This is a genomic window from Thalassospira xianhensis MCCC 1A02616 (genome assembly GCF_003326475.1).
Classification (GTDB): Bacteria; Pseudomonadota; Alphaproteobacteria; order Rhodospirillales; family Thalassospiraceae; genus Thalassospira; species Thalassospira xianhensis.
The window spans coordinates 23,451-41,655 of sequence record NZ_JPWA01000039.1 but is presented as its reverse complement, the minus strand read 5'-3'; the positions used below and the strand labels follow the sequence as shown (position 1 = coordinate 41,655).

Annotated in this window: 16 protein-coding genes; 8 read left to right on the top strand and 8 right to left on the bottom strand. The window is 56.1% G+C overall.

Going from position 1 to position 18,205, the window contains the following annotated elements; all coding sequences use genetic code 11:
• From TH5_RS21805 to TH5_RS21795, 3 genes are all read right to left on the bottom strand, one after another.
• Positions 1-1,107: prohibitin family protein (locus TH5_RS21805; protein WP_147250160.1), on the bottom strand; the 1,107-nt coding region annotated here is incomplete at its 3' end.
• Between the two features lie 58 nt (positions 1,108-1,165).
• Positions 1,166-1,363, bottom strand: a complete 198-nt coding sequence (locus TH5_RS21800; protein WP_062953552.1) for a hypothetical protein — start codon at positions 1,361-1,363, stop codon at positions 1,166-1,168.
• A gap of 44 nt (positions 1,364-1,407) precedes the next feature.
• Positions 1,408-1,914 (bottom strand): YcjF family protein, encoded by a 507-nt coding sequence (locus TH5_RS21795; protein ID WP_062959061.1) that lies wholly within the window; start codon positions 1,912-1,914, stop codon positions 1,408-1,410.
• Positions 1,915-2,120: 206 nt separating this feature from the next.
• Between TH5_RS21795 and TH5_RS21790 the strand changes: the two genes are divergently transcribed.
• From TH5_RS21790 to TH5_RS21775, 4 genes are read left to right on the top strand one after another with little or no spacing between them, the layout of a single operon-like run.
• Positions 2,121-2,903: a hypothetical protein gene (locus TH5_RS21790; protein ID WP_114123643.1), complete on the top strand. Its 783-nt coding sequence runs from the start codon at positions 2,121-2,123 to the stop codon at positions 2,901-2,903.
• The gene (locus tag TH5_RS21785) at positions 2,900-4,906 is read left to right on the top strand and encodes an MFS transporter (RefSeq protein ID WP_114123642.1); all 2,007 of its coding nucleotides are present in this window, start codon (positions 2,900-2,902) and stop codon (positions 4,904-4,906) included. Before TH5_RS21790 ends, TH5_RS21785 begins: the two co-directional genes overlap by 4 nt.
• Positions 4,903-5,919, top strand: coding sequence for an ABC transporter substrate-binding protein (locus TH5_RS21780; protein ID WP_114123641.1), 1,017 nt, complete (start codon positions 4,903-4,905; stop codon positions 5,917-5,919). The genes TH5_RS21785 and TH5_RS21780 overlap by 4 nt, the downstream gene beginning before the upstream one ends.
• Complete coding sequence (locus TH5_RS21775) at positions 5,916-6,587, top strand: GNAT family N-acetyltransferase (RefSeq protein WP_114123640.1); 672 nt, start codon at positions 5,916-5,918, stop codon at positions 6,585-6,587. Before TH5_RS21780 ends, TH5_RS21775 begins: the two co-directional genes overlap by 4 nt.
• Before the next feature lie 9 nt (positions 6,588-6,596).
• On the opposite strand, the gene TH5_RS21770 is transcribed toward TH5_RS21775, so the two are convergent.
• Positions 6,597-7,862, bottom strand: coding sequence for a TAXI family TRAP transporter solute-binding subunit (locus tag TH5_RS21770; RefSeq protein ID WP_114123639.1), 1,266 nt, complete (start codon positions 7,860-7,862; stop codon positions 6,597-6,599).
• 274 nt (positions 7,863-8,136) lie between these two features.
• On the opposite strand from TH5_RS21770, the gene TH5_RS21765 reads away from it, so the two are divergent.
• From TH5_RS21765 to TH5_RS21755, 3 genes are read left to right on the top strand one after another with little or no spacing between them, the layout of a single operon-like run.
• Positions 8,137-9,336: a diaminopropionate ammonia-lyase gene (locus TH5_RS21765; protein WP_114123638.1), complete on the top strand. Its 1,200-nt coding sequence runs from the start codon at positions 8,137-8,139 to the stop codon at positions 9,334-9,336.
• A complete protein-coding gene (locus TH5_RS21760; RefSeq protein WP_114123637.1) occupies positions 9,249-10,982 on the top strand; it encodes a cyclic peptide export ABC transporter in 1,734 nt (577 codons plus the stop codon). Before TH5_RS21765 ends, TH5_RS21760 begins: the two co-directional genes overlap by 88 nt.
• A gap of 2 nt (positions 10,983-10,984) precedes the next feature.
• On the top strand, positions 10,985-12,658 hold the full coding sequence (locus tag TH5_RS21755; protein ID WP_114123636.1) for a cyclic peptide export ABC transporter: 1,674 nt from the start codon (positions 10,985-10,987) through the stop codon (positions 12,656-12,658).
• A gap of 4 nt (positions 12,659-12,662) precedes the next feature.
• Here TH5_RS21755 and TH5_RS21750 read toward each other — a convergent pair whose 3' ends face one another.
• On the bottom strand, positions 12,663-13,397 hold the full coding sequence (locus TH5_RS21750; RefSeq protein WP_167443624.1) for a thioesterase II family protein: 735 nt from the start codon (positions 13,395-13,397) through the stop codon (positions 12,663-12,665).
• 126 nt (positions 13,398-13,523) lie between these two features.
• The gene (locus tag TH5_RS21745) at positions 13,524-14,690 is read right to left on the bottom strand and encodes a mandelate racemase/muconate lactonizing enzyme family protein (protein WP_114123649.1); all 1,167 of its coding nucleotides are present in this window, start codon (positions 14,688-14,690) and stop codon (positions 13,524-13,526) included.
• Between the two features lie 117 nt (positions 14,691-14,807).
• Here TH5_RS21745 and TH5_RS21740 point away from each other — a divergent pair, with 117 nt between their 5' ends.
• On the top strand, positions 14,808-15,722 hold the full coding sequence (locus TH5_RS21740; RefSeq protein ID WP_114123634.1) for a LysR family transcriptional regulator: 915 nt from the start codon (positions 14,808-14,810) through the stop codon (positions 15,720-15,722).
• Positions 15,723-15,773: 51 nt separating this feature from the next.
• On the opposite strand, the gene TH5_RS21735 is transcribed toward TH5_RS21740, so the two are convergent.
• Both TH5_RS21735 and TH5_RS21730 read right to left on the bottom strand, forming a co-directional pair.
• On the bottom strand, positions 15,774-16,853 hold the full coding sequence (locus TH5_RS21735) for a tartrate dehydrogenase (protein WP_114123648.1): 1,080 nt from the start codon (positions 16,851-16,853) through the stop codon (positions 15,774-15,776).
• A gap of 21 nt (positions 16,854-16,874) precedes the next feature.
• Complete coding sequence (locus TH5_RS21730) at positions 16,875-18,197, bottom strand: glycerate kinase type-2 family protein (RefSeq protein WP_244205001.1); 1,323 nt, start codon at positions 18,195-18,197, stop codon at positions 16,875-16,877.
• Positions 18,198-18,205: the final 8 nt, after the last annotated feature.

Below are 18,205 nucleotides of genomic sequence, written 5' to 3'. Positions count from 1 at the left end.
ATCAGCAGGTTCGCGAACGCCGGGCGAAATCGCGTTTTGCGGCGCGATTTCCTGCGACCGCGCATTAAGCGCCCCGGCATTCGGCAGGCTTTCGGCCGTATCGTTCACAAGCTCCGCCCCCGAACCGGAATCCGCACTACTGGCCGTCGGTGCATCCGCAGTATTCAGGATCACGGGCAGGCCATCCTTGCCGCCAATGATGATCGTCTTGCTGTTTTTCGATGTCGCAAGCGTCATGGTCGCTTCGATACCGCGCAGGCGCAGATATTCCTCGGTGATCGTTTTGGCGACGATATCCTGGAATTCACGAATACCTTCCGCCTCGATCTTCTTGCGCTGCTTTTCCTTTTCCTCGCGCGCCAGACGGAAATCATATTCCAGCATCGCCTGATACTGTTCGGCCTTGCGTTCAATCGCATCCGCCACGCGTTCCGGCAGTGTCACGGACCGGATCAGAACGTCTTCAACCGTCACCAGCCGCCCTTGGAAGCTTTGATTGACCAGCGACGATCCAAGTTCGTTGACCATGCGCTCAAGGATTTCCGCCTGAATGAAGGCACGGGTTTCGGTATAAAGCTGTTCAGGGGTGTAACGCGAAATCAGTTCACGCGCGTGCGATCCGATTTCCGGATATACAAGGACTTCGGCATAATTCGGCCCGACCAGCTTGTGAAGCATCCCGACCGCTTCGCGGTTGATGCGATAGCGCACCGCGATGTCGACTTCCATCGACAGGCCGTTCGATGAAATCGTGTCATAAACGCGCGCCTGATTCTGCAGGCGGGCGTCATAGATATACATTTCATCCCACGGGAAGATCATGTGAATACCTTCGCCGTAGCTTTTATCAACGACCGTCCCGCCAAAGAACCGGTACCACATTACCGCAACATGCCCGGCGGGCACGGTAATGAAAATCTGCGGCGCCAACGCGAAAATCGCGACCAGCAGGAACAGAAGACCGATCAGAAAAGCCGTGCGCAACCGCCGCAGGCGTACGCCCGCGCTGATGAAAAAGCGCCGCCAAAAGATCGACCATCGCCCTCTTTTGCGGGCGGTTCCGTTTTCGTCTGGTGCACCGGGTGCGACTGTCGCGCTATCAACCATTCATCATCTCGTCGTCGGGTGTATCGTGACGCATGCTGATCGCCCGTCAGTCATCATCTTAATCATAATCAAGGTCTTTAAGCTTTTCACGAAGCTCCCGCGACGGGCGCGCAACGATCTGAACCAGAAAATCGCCAATCGGGGTAATCACAATCGCCAGCAGGAAATGCCCCAGAAACCCGAACGATGTCCGGCGTCCCAGCATGCCGCAAACAATGCAGGCCAATAGATAAATTACAATCAAAATCAAATGCATCGTTTCGCCACCCGAATTCCTGTTATTGCGCGATTACGCGTTCTTCACGCCGTTTTCCCGTCCTGATCGAATTTCAGGCCATCCTTGAATTTCTGGCGGAACTCGGCCTCCGCCTTTTTGGCGTCAAAATCCGCCATCGTCCCGCCTGCGGCGTAATGCTGCTGAAAAACCCGGCCAAGCGCATAGGTAAATGCGGCATTGAAACCCGGCATGGTCACGATGCTCAGTGCCGATCCGACAACCGGCATCACCTTGGCAAGATTGGCAAATATCCCCGTCCCCAAAAGAGCCCGCCCCAAAACGCCACTGGTAATGCACGCCGTTAAGGCCGCGATCACGGATTTGCCGCTGCTTTTGTTGAACGCAACACCGTAAACATCGCTCAGTTCCGCCAGCATTTTAAGCTGCACGGCAACCGTGGCCGCAGAATCGACAACAGGGATCGGAACAAAACCGGTCGTAGCCGCCCAAAGGGTATTGCGTTGCACAACACCGCTTGCAAGACGGTGCTGTTTGCGCCGTTTCAGCACTTCAAGCGTTTCAGCCCCCATAACGTCCCCCGGTTTATTGTCCCGCGACAAATCATAATCGCTAACTATCGGCACTGCAAACCGAAACAAGGTTTTATACAGCCTTGACCCAACCCCCGATGCAATCAACCATATGGTTTGTGAAAGCTGGTTTCTGAGGATATAACCGGCTTAACAGGACCGTGTTTTGAAAATATTCTGAAAATATATGTCGCCGGAGACACGTTTTGAAGCTGTCTACCAAGATCGGGCTGGCCCTTTTCCTTGTGCTTGCAAGCGCCCTAAGCATGACCACGGTCCTGAACTATCTGCGATTCGACCAGACCCTTCACACCCTTCTGGCCCAGCGCATGACCGTGATCCTCAATGAAACCAGTCAGGATATCGTGGCCGGTATCGATCTGGGTTTGCGGCTGGAAAACATGGAAAACCTGCAACCAATCCTGAACCGGCGTCTGGATATGTCCAACGATATCCGCAATGTCGCCGTTCTTGATTGTGACGGCACCATCATCAGCAACGCCGCCAGATCCCCCGATGACCAGGCGCTCTCTGGCGCGGCAATCCCCCAACAGGCCCGCGATCAGTGGATCGATTTCACACCGGGCATCGCCACCGCCGGACAGGTCCTGCGCGACAGCCTCGGCCAATGCGCCGGGCAGGTCGTCATTACGGCAAGCGCCGAAACCTCCGAAGCCAAACTTGCCAATGCCTTCTCCGAAATGTGGAAATCGGCGGCCTTGGGCATGGGCATGATTATCCCCATTCTTGGCGTTCTGTTCATTCTGATGCGTCGCCGCCATCGCGTTTTCGAAGAACTGCACGAAGATCTGGCGCGTGCGGTTGCGGGCAAGGCCCCCAATATCCGCCCCCATGATGGTGACGTCCTGACCCAAAGCGAAATCGAACTGATTTCCCTGTACCGCGAAATCCGCGATCAGTTGCCGCACGAAACAAAAAAGGGCGGCACCAAACGCCAATCGGAAACCCAGGCGGAGCCGCTGAAATGACCCTCTCTGCCAATACCGATACCAAGCCTGACACTGCGACATCCCCTCATGGCGGCAATATCCGAAACCGCCTGTTCCCCAAGGGCACGATCTGGATTCTGCTGCTGTTCAGTACAATCTCGCTTTGCATCGCATTGGTCGGGATTTCGTGGCGCGCCGCCGAACTGGCACGTGCCGATCTGCAAACCGAAATCCGTGAAAAGGCCGGGATCGAAGCCCGGGTTCTTGGCGAGAAGATCGAAAACGCCCTGCGGCTTGGCATTCCGCTGCGCGAAATTGTCGGTTTTGAAACCGTGGTCTATCAGCTTCGCAATGGCGATCCCGATCTGGTTTTTGCTGCCATCACCGACAAGGCTGGCGACATCCTGCATGCAGGCGGTCTGTCATCGGATGAAATCGCCACCGCCCTTACGGCGCCTTCGGGCAATGATACCGCCTATATCGTCACCCGTCTGGACCTGCCCCGCGCCGAGGGACAGGACGATATCGAAGTCGTCCTTGGGCATGCCCGTGCGGCCCTGATGCGCCCGGTGACGGATAATCTTTATGACATTGCGATCATTTTCATCATCACGCTCGCCCTGTCGTTCGAGCTGATGTTGCTGGTGTTAACCGTCAATGTCGCCCTGCCAGTAAGGGTCGCGCGCAAGGTTCTGGACAATGTGCGCGACCGCAAATTCACCCTCCTGCATGGCCAAAGCACCCATGACGAAATCGGCCAGTTCATGGAACGCATCAATTCCCTGATCAACACCACCGCCAAAAAGGTCGGAACCCATCCCCAGCGCGAACGCGAGGTAAAGCTGATCGGTGTTCGCATGCTGGCCTTCATGTTTGTCCTTGCCGAAGAACTGGCCCGGCCAATCATGCCCGCCTTCTTTAGCCAGGTCACATCCCACAGTCTCGATGGACAGCTTGGCGCGGGTGTGGTCATGGCGGTGCATCTTCTGATGGTTGCCCTTGCCATGCCGATCTGCAGCCTGTTTCAGGAACAGGTCGGATCATTGCGCATGTATCTCTGTGGCGCGTTTCTGGCGACACTTGGCCTGATCGGTACCGCCTTTGCCGGGGGTATATGGGATCTTGTCCTGTGGCGGGCATTGTCGGGCATCGGTTACGCCACCACCTTTGTCGCCTGTCAGTCCTATGTCCTTGATGCCACCAATGACAGCAACCGGACACAGGGGACTGCCATGATGGTCAGCGGCATCATGCTGGCCGATATCTGTGGCCCGGCGATTGGCGGGATTGTTGCCGGTCATTTCGGCCCGGACATGACGTTTATCGCCGGTGCGACCATTGCGTTTCTCGCCGTCCTTCTGGCCTTCTTCCTGATGGATAACATGGTGCGCGGCAAAACCCCGCCACCGATCCCGACACGTGCCGCCCTTCGCGCCATGCTCGGCAATCGCCGTTTGCAGGTCCTGATCCTTTTCGCCGCCATTCCAGCCAAACTGATCCTCAGCGGCTTTTTGTATTACCTGACCCCGATGATCCTGCTGCAATCGGGTGCGACCACGGCCGAAACCGGGCGGGTGATCATGCTTTATGGGCTGGTCGCGATCCTGACCGGCTGGGCCGCGGCAAAATGGACAGACAAGAACCAGAACGAAACCCGCGCGGTCGGCATTGGCGGCGGGCTGACCGCTGCCGGGTTATTGCTGGCGGGCTGGCTTCCGGAATATGCCCTGTTTGCGGTTGCCGTCGCCCTGCTCGGTCTGGCGCAGGCGACCTCAATCCCCGCACAGCTTTCCGCCAGCCTTAAACTCAGCAAGGATTTCACCAAGGATCACGGCACCGGACCGGTCCTTGCCGTCCTGCGTCTTGCCGAACGGCTGGGCGGGGCTGCGGGTCCGTTGCTTGCCGCCGGTCTGACCCTTCTGGTCGGAACAACGCACGCGGTTCTGATCTTCGGGGCCTTTGCTGCTGTTTCGGTTCTGTGCTTTGAACTTCTGATCGGCCATGTGCCCGCAGAACAGAAAAACGAGGGAGGAACGAAATGACCTTTTCCCTTCTCCCCGTTTTTCGTCTTTTGGGCATTCTTGTGGCCATCGCCGTCTCAATCTTTGCTCCTGCGGCATATGCACAATCGCAACCGGACCCGCTTAAAATCGCCATGGTTCTGTGGCGCGGCGAAACCAATGTCGAACAGGGATTTCGCGCCTATTTCGATGAAAACAGCATTCCCGTCGACCTGACCATTTATGACACTGCGCGCGATCTGTCGCGCGTGCCTGCCATCATTGATCAGATCCGCAAAGACCCACCCGATCTGGTTTACACATGGGGCACCGGAATCACGTCGGCCGTGGTCGGTAAATATGATGCCGTCGATCCGGCGCAAAACATTACCGACCTTCCGGTGGTTTATGTGATGGTTTCATCGCCATGGAAAACCGGCATTGCCGCCCCTGCGGGCCAAAGCCGCCCCAATGTCACCGGGGCAACCCACATCGCCCCGCTTGCCGCCCAGATCAATGCCATCCGCGCCTATCGCCCGATGGACAAACTTGGTGTGGTCTATAACAGCCGCGAAGACAATTCCGTTTCCAACGTTGCCGATCTGACCGAACTGGGCCGCGAAATGGGCTTCGAAGTTCTGGCTGCCCCGCTCGGCAGCGATGGCGAACCCTCACAGGATGACATTCCCCCTGCCGTTGCCGAACTCGCCCGCAAGGGGGCCGACATCCTGTATATCGGACCGGACAATTTCATCGGCAATTATCGCGATACCCTGACCGATGCCGGTTTTGCCAACGGGCTTGCCGCCTTTAGCGCGACCGAACTTGAAGTCCGCGACGGCCACGCCATGCTGGGCCTTGTCAGCCGCTATGAACTTGTCGGCCGCCTTGCCGCCAGCAAGGTCGAACAGATCCTGATCGATGGCATATCACCGGCTGATATCCCGGTCGAGACGCTTGACCGGTTTTCCTATCTGATCCGGCTGTCATCGGCGCGGAAGCTTAAACTCTATCCGCCGCTGTCGCTGCTTGATTACGCGGAAGTCATCGAATGAGCACCCTGACCCGGCTTGATCCATCCCACCTTCCGGCCATCATCACCCTGCATCACAGGGTGATCGCCGATCTGCCTCCGGGCAATGCCGCGACCGAAACCGATCAGTTCTTTGCCGATCACCTCGATGCCTGCGGACAAATCTTTGGCGTCTTTAACGATGATCGTCTGATGGCCTATTGCGTGCTGGGATTGCCGCGTGATGGTGATCCCAATTTCGGCACCGACCATCACTTGCCGCCCGATCTGCTGGGCAAGGTCGCCCATATCGACGGGGTCGCCGTTGATCCAAAATGGCGCGGACAGGGGTGGCAACGCCGGATGGTCGAACACCGCATCGAAATCGCGCGAAAATGCGGGCGCACCATCGCGCTCAGCACCGTCGCCCCGACCAATTTTCCAAGCCTGATCAGCACCGTATCAACCGGCCTTGCCATTCATGGCTTGATCGCAAAATTTGGCGGAAACCGGTTCTTGCTGCGACGGGATATCGGCCCCGATCAGGATGCAAAATCCTCCCGCGCCCCTGATACCGCCATCTGGTGCGCCAGCGACGATCTTGCGACCTGTCGGAAATTGCTTGATGACGGATTTATCGGCCAGTTTTGCCAGTCATCGGGCCGCGGAACCGCCCCGAGCATCGGCTGGGCGCCGCTTATGTCCGCTTAATATCGCGGCTTATTGCTGATAGGTATAATTCCATTTGCGCTGCCCTTTCGGGTCGGCCTGCTGATAGTAGGGCTGCCAGTCGCAGGCATGCGCATCGGTTTCCCAATAACACGCTGCCCCCTTATGGAACGGCAGGAAATTGCCCTTTTTGAACATGTCGTCAGCAACGACACTCCGGAATGTCGGATACATTTCCTTCATCCGGTCGATATTTTCATGCACGATCCGCGTGATCCAGTACACCACATACGGATCAGCCGGTTCATAGGCAATCAGCGACGCCTTGAAGCCATAGGATGAAATCGCTTCTTCCTGTGCGCTATATGTTTTTGCAGGCAGTACCTGATTAAAGAAATACTGGTTTGCCTTGACCATTTCATCGGTCAAAGGCCCTCCCATGCCAACAACCCGCGCCCCGCAGCCAAGCGTATCTTCGATCAGCGACGCCGGATGCCCGATCCAAAGACCGAACGCATCGATATAATTCTCGCAGATGCCAAGCTCGTTATAATCCTGCGCAACGCCGTAAACCGTATCAAGATCGTCCAGCGTCAATTTGTATCGCGACAGAAGTTCAAGCCACAATTCCCGCGATGCCGATCCTTCCGGTCCGATATTGATGCGTTTGCCGCGCAGATCGGCGATCGATTCAATATCGGAATCATTGCGCACGACCAGCAATCCCATTTCGTCATGCAACGACATCACCGACCGCGCACCGGGGATCGGCGCAATGCCTTTCTGCGCTTCCCAGTTATTGTTCGACTGCACGATGGCAAGCTGCACCCGCCCTTCTTTCATCAGGCGGATATTGCTGCCAACCCCTTGGGATCGCAACGGCACGCAATGCACGCGATGGCGTTCAAAGGTCCGGCTCATCATGTCGCAAATCTGGGCGGCAACCTTGAAATACACGCCACTCGTACTGCCGCTGTAAATCGCCGCGTAATAGGATCGCTCCGTCTGGCCATCACCGGCAATCACATCGACATTGCTTAACGCCGCCAGACTTTCCGGGTCGGTTGCGCGCCGGCGATACTGCGACAGCGGAATGGCATCGGGCTTGTAAATCAGGCCGTCGATCAGATCGGGATTGGTTTTTGCCGGGTCGATGATGGCATCGTCATAAGTATCGACATCGATATCAGGCAGGACATCAACCGGTGACATATCGGCACTTGCATCCTCGGCAACGGTACCGCTTCCCTGCGCATGGGCACCCACGGCCCCCGCTGACAACAGCATCGCCAGCATACCGGTCGCAATCATTCTCATGCCGAGCTCAAAACGCAAAACCGTGCACTCATCGTTAGTGATGAATCAATTCCCGCATCCCAATGGCCCATATCCTAATGGATCATCGGGAAACCCGTCGAGAGCGAAGATGAATTAATATCCCTATTCTCAGCGATTTAACACAATCATCTTCACGACGATCCTGTACGACCGTTGATATTCAGATTGTGTTTGACGCAACATCATACGCCCCTCATAAACCAGAAGAACATATAACAGAAAACCGGACCACGGCCAGATTTCGGAGAAATCGATGACGTCCATCATCGCCCTTGATCCCGGGCGCAACGATATTTATCAGGCGTTCGACCTGATATCTTCCTGGCCGGAATATCGCCAAAGCCCGCTGATCCGCGCCACCGGCCTTGCCCGCGAACTGGGTCTTGGCACCGTCTGGATCAAGGATGAAAGCAAACGGTTCGGTCTGGGCGGGGTCAAGGCACTTGGCGCCCCCTATGGCCTCAAACAGCAGCTTTTAAAACGCGGCCTGACACCCGGAAGCCCCCAATGCGCGGATTACACCGCCGTTGCCGCAACCGATGGCAATCACGGCCTTGCCGTTGCATGGGCGGCCCGGAAATTCGGCTGTCACGCGCGGATTTATGTCGGATCCGAAGTCGATCAGGCCCGCATCACGCGCATCATCGATAACGGGGCTGAAATCGTCCGGATCGACGGCACCTATGACGATGCGGTCCTTGCCGCCGAACATGCCGCGCAATCGCCCGATATCCTTCTGATCACCGATACCGACTATGGTCACGAACTCGACGTCACCCGCGACATCATGGCGGGTTACGCGGTTCTGGGGATCGAATGCGCCCGGCAGCTTCGGGATGAAAACATCACCCCCGATCATGTTTTCCTGCAATGCGGGGTCGGCGGCATGGCGGCCGGTTGCGCCATCGGGCTCTGGCATGAAAGCGGCCAGAAGCCGAATGTCTGCACGGTCGAGGCAACAAACGCCGCCTGCATTCAGGCAAGCCTCGCAACCGGTGAACTGACGTCGGTTCCGGGCAAACTCCTGACCCGCATGATCGGGCTATCGTGCGGCAAACCGAGTCTTCCGGCATTTGAAATCCTGCGCGAAGTCTCCACCCAAAGCATCGCGATTGATGATGATGTTGCCCTTCTGGTTCAGAACGCGCTCTCCGCCGGGATCAATGGCGACGCCCCGCTTGAAACATGGGATACCGGCATTGCCGGAATTGCCGGGCTTTGGCATGTGGCAAAAAACAACGATCTTCGTGCCCGTTTTGGCCTGAATGCTCAAAGCAACGTGCTTGTGATCAACAGCGAAGGTCCTATTCCACTGCCTACCGCACGAACATCTGAATTCTTTCGACGCGAAAAAGGCTTTCCGTTATGCCACCGACTGGACAGCCCTGCCGGGCACCGGTACAGTCGCGGACAAACACCCGCGTCGGGTTCTATGGGGACTGCAAACAGATGAAATTGCTCGAACTGTTGTCTTGGGGAGATAACAGACTGATGGCCCGGCTTGCCTTTGCCGGTGCGCTATCGGGTGCGGGCAGTGCGGTCCTGCTGGGGCTCGTCAATACCGCCGCCGAAGGCATCGCCGATAACGGCGTGGACCGGGTTGACTGGCTTCTGGCAGGCGGCTTCATCGCCCTTGCCGTGGTCTATTTCCTGGCCGAAGTTTTCCTGCTTGCCAATATCTCGACCCAGATCGAACAGGGCATCGACAAGGTGCGTCGCAAACTGCTCGATCAGATTGCGCATGCCGACTTCGCCCAGCTTGAAACCTTTGGTCAGGCGCGCCTGTTTGACAGCATTACCCAAAGCACACAGGTCATTTCGCAAAACTCGCACATGATCGGCATGTCGTTCCGATCCCTTCTGCTGGTCGTTGCGGTGATGTGTTATGTTTTCTGGCTCTCCACGCTGGCCTTTTTCCTGATCGTGCTGGTGATCGGGGCCGGGATCGTCATTTACCTGCGCATGGGCAAAGAGCTCGGCATGTGGTTTGGCAAACTCCATCACGCCGAAAATGCCCTGTTTGGCAAGGTCGCCGATCTGTTTTCGGGCATCCGCGAAGTCCGCATGTGGTCATCGCGCAGCAACACCCTTTTCAATGCCTTTTCGGAAAACTCGCTGACAAAGGAACAGATCACGGCGGAAACCCACAGCCTGATGTTCCGTCAGATGATCATGGGCATGACCGCCTTTTATGTCCTGCTTGCGGTGATCGTCTTTATCGTGCCGGTCTATACCGATAATTTCGGCTCCACGGTCTCCAAGGTCAGCACCGCCGTCCTGTTCATGATCGGCCCGATCAGCACCGTGGTGCAGGCAATGGCGGTTCTGGGGGCTGCCGAACAGGCCGCACAGCGCATGATCACCTTGTCGGAAGATCTGAGCGAGATTGCCGAACCGATTGACGAAAACGGCACAAAGCTGCCCGATACATTTTCGAACATCGCGTTTGATGATGTCTGCTTTACCTATCCCAACCGCGACCCGCGCCACGGCTTTGTTCTTGGACCGATCAGCCTTTCGGTTAAAAAAGGCGAACTGATTTTCATTACCGGCGGCAACGGGGCGGGAAAATCCACCCTGATCAAGCTTCTGACCGCCCTTTATCGCCCGGTATCGGGGGCCATCCGGTTTGACAATATACAGCTTGGCGCACAGAACATCGCCTCCTTCCGCGATAAAATCGCCACCGTATTTTCCGATTTTCATCTGTTTTCAGAATTGCACGGATCGGCCGAAATTGACCCCGACGAAGCCACCCACTGGCTGAACCTGTTTGAACTGTCCCATGTGACGGGCATTCGCGACGGCAAATTCGTTTCCATCGCCCTTTCGGCCGGGCAACGCAAACGGCTGGGCCTGATCACCGCCATTCTCGAACATCGCCCGATCCTTGTTCTCGATGAATGGGCAGCCGATCAGGACCCCTATTTCCGGAAAAAATTCTATTACGAAATCCTGCCACAGATCAAAGCACGCGGCACGACCATCATCGCCGTCACCCATGATGATCATTATTTCGATGCTGCCGACCGCCGCCTGCATCTCGAAGCCGGCACCCTGCACGAACTTGACCGCAACGACCCGCGTGGAAGGATCTGATCATGCTGCTTATTGATCTGCTGCGATCCCGAACCCGCATCGATCTGCGCCATGCCGTGGGCCTGCTGTCACTGGCATCAATTGCCACCACCATGGTGCTGATCATCGTCAATTTGGCCGCCGAACAGGCCGAAGACGGTGTGGCCAGCATGCGCTATCTCGGCATGATGGCTCTGTCGCTGATCGGCTATATCTGGGCCCAGAAAAAATCCAGCGACATGATCGCCGCCGAGGTCGAACACATCCTCCATCAACTTCGCCTCAGCCTGTTTGATCGCGTGCGAAAAGCCGCCCCCGATACGCTGGCCAAGGTCGGACAGGGTGCGGTTCAAACCGCACTCACCCAGGAAATGCAAACCGTATCGGCCGCCCTGCCCCTGATGCTGAATGGTGTGCAGCAGGTGGTCCTGATCATCTGTGTTGCGGCCTATCTCGCATGGCTGTCGACCTTCGCCTTCGTGATGATTTCCGTTCTGGCCGTTGTGGTTTCAACCATCCATCTGCAACGTATGCGCAAAATCAACGCCGCCACCCGTGACGCGATTGACGATGAAAACCTGCTTTTTGGCGGCCTGACCGATCTGTTGCATGGCTTCAAGGAAGTCAAAATGAACAGTCGGCGTCGCGACGCGCTACTCGGCGCACTGAATGACCGCTCCTTCCGGGCACGCGATACCAAATCCGTGGTCAAGGCCCAATGGTCGCGCGAATTCGCCCTGATCCAGCTAGCTTTCTACGGCATGATGGCAGCCATGGTATTCATCGTTCCGATCTTCACATCGGATTATCACGACGTTGCCGTGCAAACCACGACGGCGGCCCTGTTCATGATCGGCCCGATCGGGGCTGTGGTTGCCTCTGTTCCCAGCTTTAGCGATTCCGATGTGGCGCTCCGCAAGATCAACGATATCGATCACCAGCTCGAAGACGCCCTTGACGCCCAACATGCGAACGAGGCCACGAACGGCACATCATCGCCCGAAACCCTTGAAAAATTGCGCGGTGCGCTTGGCAATATTGCCGAAATCAGCCTGCGCGACGTTCGTTTCGCCTATCCTGGCACGACGGATAGCCCCGGCTTTGCCGTCGGTCCGATCAATGCCACCTTCAAAAAGGGCGAAATCACCTTCATCACCGGCGGCAATGGCGCAGGCAAATCAACCATCATCGCGGTTCTGACCGGCCTTCGCCCGGCGGCAGGCGGTTCGATCATGGTCAATGATTGCCCAGTGCCGACCGACGCCCTGCAGCTTTATCGCGATCATTTCGCGACCGTGCTGTCGGACTATCACCTGTTTCGCGAACTCTACGGCATTGATGATATCGACCCGAAACGGGTCGAAACGCTGCTCAAACAGATGGAAATCGACGACAAGGTCGAACTGGATAACAACGCCTTTTCAACGACCTCGCTGTCACAGGGGCAACGCAAACGCCTTGCCCTGATTGCGGCCCTGCTCGAAGAAAAGCCGGTTCTTGTGCTTGATGAATGGGCCGCCGATCAGGACCCGCATTTCCGCTCGGTCTTCTATGAAAAAATCCTGCCCTCCTTACGCAAACAGGGCAAGATCATCATCTGTGTGACCCATGATGATCGCTGGTTTGATACCGCCGATACGATCTATCACGTCCGCGACGGCGAATTTGTCGACGGGCGTCAAACCACCCAAGCCTGATCCATCACGCAATCAGCGCATCCTTCACCACGCGCATGATGTCGTCCCCGGCATCACGCAGGAAAAAATGCCCGCCGGGCAAAACATGCTTGGCAAAGTCGCCCGTGGTTGCCGCCGCCCAGTCATCCAGTTCATCCGGCACCGGGTTCGGATCATCCGCCCCGCCAAAGGCGGTAACCGGGCAGGGCAGTTTGGGCAATCCGGTCGAAACCGCGGTTTCCGACAATCTGAAATCCGCTCTAAGGCTGGGCTCGAACAAGGCGCGATATTCCGCATTTTCCAGAATTTCGGCGGGCGTCCCGCCATAATTGGCAATCCCCCGCCAGAACTCATCTGATGACAGATGGTGCAACGGCGCCCGATGCCCGGCCACATTCGGCCCGCGCCGTGCGGCAACAAACAGATGAACCGGCACTGCCATCCCCGCCTGTTGCAGATGACACGCCAGATGATGGGAAATCAGCGCCCCCATCGAATAACCGAAAAACGCAAATGGCCGATCCATAACCGGCTTTAACCCATCGGCCACCGCCGCAACCATCGCCGAAAGATCATCAATCACCGGATCGCCAAACCGCTGTTCGCGTCCCGGCAGATTGACCGGCACCACATCAATGTCACCGGGAAACCGGGTTAACCACGGCCGATACGCCAACGCCCCGCCCCCGGCAAACGGAAAACAGAACAACCGCAACCGGGCACCCGCGGTTGCATGATCATTGACCCAAACGTTTCGCACAATATTTCCCGATATTCAGCCATCTCAAACAGATGCCGGCTTCCCGACCGATGCAGGTTACGGGGCGAATGAATAATGTGCAACTTCCAGAAAATCCGGCAAATTACCTCAAGAGAGCTTTCAACCCTAAGCAGCAACTTCCCGCATAACCTTGATCAGCGCGGATTTTTCTTCAAAACCAACACCGGGAATTTCGGGCAACCCGACATACCCATCTTCGACCGCAATACCATCGGCAAAACCGCCGAAAGGCTGGAATACATCGGGATAGCTTTCATTCCCGCCCAGATGCAGCCCGGCTGCAATATTCAATGACATCTGATGTCCGCCATGCGGCACCACCCGACGAGATGACCAGCCAAGGCCTTTCATGACATCGAGTGTTCGAAAATATTCAACAAGCCCGTATGAAAGCGCACAATCAAACTGCACCCAATCGCGATCCGGCCGCATCCCCCCATGGCGTAACAAATTGCGTGCATCCTGATGGGAAAACAGGTTTTCACCCGTCGCCATGGGACGTTCGTAGTGGTTGGCCAGTTCCGCCTGAAGCGCATAATCCAGCGGATCACCTGCTTCTTCGTACCAGAACAAACCATAGGGTCTGAGTGCTTTTGCATAGGCCACCGCAGTTTCCAGATCGAACCGGCCATTGGCATCCACAGCCAGATATTGACCATCCCCGACAACATCCAGAACAGCATCAATGCGGCGCAGGTCTTCATCAAGGGATGCCGCACCGATCTTCATTTTCACGACCTTGTAACCACGATCGAGGTAGCTTCTCATTTCATCCTGAAGCTGTTTGTGATCCTTGCCCGGATAGTAATAACCACCTGCGGCATAGACCCAGACCTTCTTGTCTGCAACACCACCGCGATAGCGATCCGCCAGCAGTTTCCAAAGCGGCACACCGGCAATCTTCGCCACCGCATCCCAAACCGCCATGTCGATGGTACCCACCGCAACCGAACGTTCACCATGACCGCCCGGCTTTTCGTTGGTCATCAGCGTTTTCCAGATCGCAAACGGATCAAGATTGTCATTTTCCCGGTCGATCAGACTTTCGGGATCAGCTTCGAGCACACGGTTGATAAAACGGTCGCGCATCAGCGCGCCCTGCCCGTAACGGCCGTTGGAATTAAATCCGTAACCGATTACCGGCTTGCCGTCGCGAATGACATCGGTCACCACCGCAACGACTGAACAGGTCATCTTGGAAAAATCGATATAGGCATTGGCAATCGGCGACGCGATTGACGCGGTTTTTTCACGTATATCAATAATGCGCATGACGGCTTTCATCCCTTTGATGTTGGGTTTTGTCTGAATAGCGGCATATTACGGCTTGTCATCCGGGCAGAACCAATGCCAATCTGGCCTTTGGTTATACCAAAACGGCATTACAAAATGGAACTTCGCTGGCTTGAGGATTATCTGGCGCTCGCCGAAACACTGAACTTTTCGCGGGCGTCGGAAATGCGTCACATCACACAACCCGCCTTCAGTCGCCGCATACGTGCGCTTGAGGATTGGGTTGGCACGCCACTATTTTCAAGAACCACCCACGTCGTTACCTTAACTCCGGCAGGAGAATATTTTCGGATTCATGCCGAAGCATTGGCACGGCAATCCCATCAGTTGCGTCGCGACACACATGAAATCGGCCAAAGCACAAAATCCGGACTGACTTTTGCCGCCACCCACGCGCTGTCCTTTACCTTCTTTCCCGGCTGGGTCAGAAGGTTTGACGATATGCTGACAATGGGAACATTCAACCTTGTGTCGGATAGTCTGGAACGGTGCGAACAATTCATGCTGCGCGGCGATGCGCAATTTCTGCTGTGCCATTATCATCCCTCCATGGGAAGCGCGCTTGATGACACCGGCTTTGTCCGTATCAATATCGGGCAGGATATCCTGATCCCGATGTCCACCCCCGCCCCGGATGGCACAGCCAAATGGCAACCCGATCACGATACCAACATTCCCTGGCTGGCTTACAGCACGCAATCGGGACTTGGTCGCATAGTTGCTGCCGAAGAAGCCCCAAAACATGCAAAACTCGGATCAAAGGCCGGGTTTACATCACATCTGGCCGCAACCTTGTTATCGATGGCCAAAGCAGGTGCAGGGATCGCCTGGCTGCCCCGAACGCTTGCCGCATCGGAACTGGAGGATGGCAGCCTTGTAACGTTTGGCGGGCCGGATTTGCAAATCCCGGTTGATATTTGCCTTTTCCGCCCGAAAGCACGGCAAAAGCCCCTGGTCGAAAAGTTCTGGGAAAATGTCTTGGAAAAAGGACTGAATGCGTCAAAGGAATGACCTGCCTGCACCCCCAGGCGCAAGCAGGTCATTGGACCGGCGTCAGGCGAATTACAGTGTCAGGACAGCATCCGCAATCGCCTTGCCGCAGGTAACAGTATCGGCCTTACCCTTAAGGTCCCCGGTCCGAAGATTTTCATCAACCAGAACTGCTTCGATAGCCCTCATGATCCCGTCGTGGGCATCCTTGTGACCAAGATGTTCAAGCATCATCGCCCCGGCCCAGATTGTACCTATCGGATTGGCAATCCCCTTGCCCGCGATATCGGGGGCGGAACCATGAACCGGCTCGAACAGCGACGGGAATTTACGTTCCGGGTTGATATTACCTGACGGCGCAATACCGATGGTCCCGGTGCAGGCAGGCCCCAAATCCGACAGGATGTCGCCAAACAGATTGGATGCCACCACCACATCAAAACGATCCGGGTTCAGGACAAAATGCGCGGTCAGAATATCGATATGGTATTTGTCCCAACTGATATCAGGATAGTTTTTCGCCATTTCGACAACCCGTTCATCCCAATAGGGCATGGTAATTGAAATACCGTTCGATTTGGTCGCCGATGTCAGTCGTTTGCGCGGACGTTTCTGCGCCAGATCGAAGGCATATTTCAGGATACGATCAACCCCGATGCGCGACATGACCGTTTCCTGCACGACAATTTCCCGATCCGTGTCGGGGTACATTTTTCCCCCGATCGAGGAATACTCGCCTTCGGTGTTTTCGCGCACGACATAGAAATCGATATCTCCAGGCTTTCGCCCGGCCAGAGGCGAGGGAACACCGGGCATCAATCGCGCCGGGCGCAAACTAACATATTGATCGAAATCACGGCGAAACTGGATCAACGAGCCCCAAAGCGAAATATGGTCGGGCACGGTATCGGGCCAGCCAACAGCCCCAAAAAAGATCGCGTCATGAGTGCCAACCTGCTCTTTCCAATTGTCTGGCATCATCTGGCCATGCTTGAGGTAATAGTCGCAGGAGGAAAAATCGAAATGATCGAAATGCAGATCGATCCCGAATTTCTTGCTTGCGGCTTCAAGGACGCGCACACCTTCGGGCATGACTTCGGTCCCGATGCCATCGCCCGGAATGACTGCAATTTTGTGTATTTTATTCGACATAAGCATTTCCTTGGTCATCGTTTATCTGTCAGCAGTTTCACCCGTTAAACCGGTTACAAGAACCGCACGGAAATCGTTAACGTTGGTCAGCGTCGGGCCGGTGACGATACTGTCACCAAGTCGTTCGAAAAAACCATGCCCGTCATTTTGCGCCAGAGCCTCTGTGACACTGATCTCCAGTGATTTCGCTCGCGACAGGGTATCTGGCGCGATAATGGCACCGGCAATTTCTTCGATCCCGTCAATACCGTCGGTATCTCCTGCGACAGCATGAACAGATGCTTCACCATTCAGCACTGCCGCAAGCGATAGCAGGAATTCCACATTCCGCCCGCCCCGACCGTTGCCGCGCACCGTCACGGTTGTCTCTCCGCCCGACAACATCACGCATGGAACGGTAAACGGTTGCCCGTAACGCACCACCTGACGGGCAATTCCCCCGATCACTCGCCCGACATCTCGGGCTTCGCCCTCTATGGCGTCCCCTAGAATATGGGCAGCAATACCATATCCTCGCGCGACCTGTGCTGCGGCCTCCAGGGCCATTTGCGGGGTCGCCACCAGTATTGCCTCGGCCCTTGCCAAACGCGGATCTCCCGGCTTTACGGTTTCGCTTTCACCCGATTGCAAAAGTTCACGAATATGCCTCGGAATATCGATACCATAGCGGCTCAGGATCGCTAGGGCATCGGCACAACTTGTCGGATCGGCGACAGTCGGGCCGGATGCAATATCCAGCGGATCATCCCCCGGCACGTCGGAAATCGCCAGCGTCACCACACGGGCGGGATAGCAGGCAGCAGCCAACCGCCCCCCTTTGATTGCTGAAAGGTGGCGACGTACACAGTTCATTTCGCTGATATTTGCGCCAGATTTCAAAAGCGCACGTGAAATATCCTGCTTCTGCGGCAATGTTACCGGCGATAACGGGTCAACCAACAAGGCCGATCCGCCCCCCGAAATCAGGCAGACCACCAGATCCTTTTCGCTTAGCCCCGAAACGAGTTTCCGAATACGCCTTGACGCATCAACACCGGCAGCATCCGGAACCGGATGGCTAGCTTCGATGACGGTGATTTTTTCCGTCGGCACGGTGTGGCCATAGCGGGTCACGACAATACCTTCAAGCGGTCCGCTCCAATGAGCTTCAACCGCACGGGCCATTTTGGCAGCGGCCTTGCCTGCACCAATCACGATCGTGCGCCCATCTTGCGGCGGAGCTGGCAAAAAATGCGGAACGCAATGATCCGGATCCGCAGCACGAATGGCCGCATCAAACATTTCACGAAGCAGTGCACGTGCCCCGGCATCGGTGAAAATATCGGACATTGTGCGTTCCGCCATTGTCATGC

What these genes read in the sequence shown, in the direction of transcription:
- TH5_RS21765 (WP_114123638.1), top strand. Translation starts at nt 8,137, where the DNA reads ATGACGTCCATCATCGCCCTTGATCCCGGGCGCAACGATATTTATCAG.
- TH5_RS21755 (WP_114123636.1), top strand. Translation starts at nt 10,985, where the DNA reads ATGCTGCTTATTGATCTGCTGCGATCCCGAACCCGCATCGATCTGCGC.
- TH5_RS21740 (WP_114123634.1), top strand. Translation starts at nt 14,808, where the DNA reads ATGGAACTTCGCTGGCTTGAGGATTATCTGGCGCTCGCCGAAACACTG.
- TH5_RS21780 (WP_114123641.1), top strand. Translation starts at nt 4,903, where the DNA reads ATGACCTTTTCCCTTCTCCCCGTTTTTCGTCTTTTGGGCATTCTTGTG.
- TH5_RS21775 (WP_114123640.1), top strand. Translation starts at nt 5,916, where the DNA reads ATGAGCACCCTGACCCGGCTTGATCCATCCCACCTTCCGGCCATCATC.
- TH5_RS21745 (WP_114123649.1), bottom strand. Translation starts at nt 14,690, where the DNA reads ATGCGCATTATTGATATACGTGAAAAAACCGCGTCAATCGCGTCGCCG.
- TH5_RS21795 (WP_062959061.1), bottom strand. Translation starts at nt 1,914, where the DNA reads ATGGGGGCTGAAACGCTTGAAGTGCTGAAACGGCGCAAACAGCACCGT.
- TH5_RS21800 (WP_062953552.1), bottom strand. Translation starts at nt 1,363, where the DNA reads ATGCATTTGATTTTGATTGTAATTTATCTATTGGCCTGCATTGTTTGC.
- TH5_RS21770 (WP_114123639.1), bottom strand. Translation starts at nt 7,862, where the DNA reads ATGAGAATGATTGCGACCGGTATGCTGGCGATGCTGTTGTCAGCGGGG.
- TH5_RS21760 (WP_114123637.1), top strand. Translation starts at nt 9,249, where the DNA reads ATGCCACCGACTGGACAGCCCTGCCGGGCACCGGTACAGTCGCGGACA.
- TH5_RS21735 (WP_114123648.1), bottom strand. Translation starts at nt 16,853, where the DNA reads ATGTCGAATAAAATACACAAAATTGCAGTCATTCCGGGCGATGGCATC.
- TH5_RS21730 (WP_244205001.1), bottom strand. Translation starts at nt 18,197, where the DNA reads ATGGCGGAACGCACAATGTCCGATATTTTCACCGATGCCGGGGCACGT.
- TH5_RS21785 (WP_114123642.1), top strand. Translation starts at nt 2,900, where the DNA reads ATGACCCTCTCTGCCAATACCGATACCAAGCCTGACACTGCGACATCC.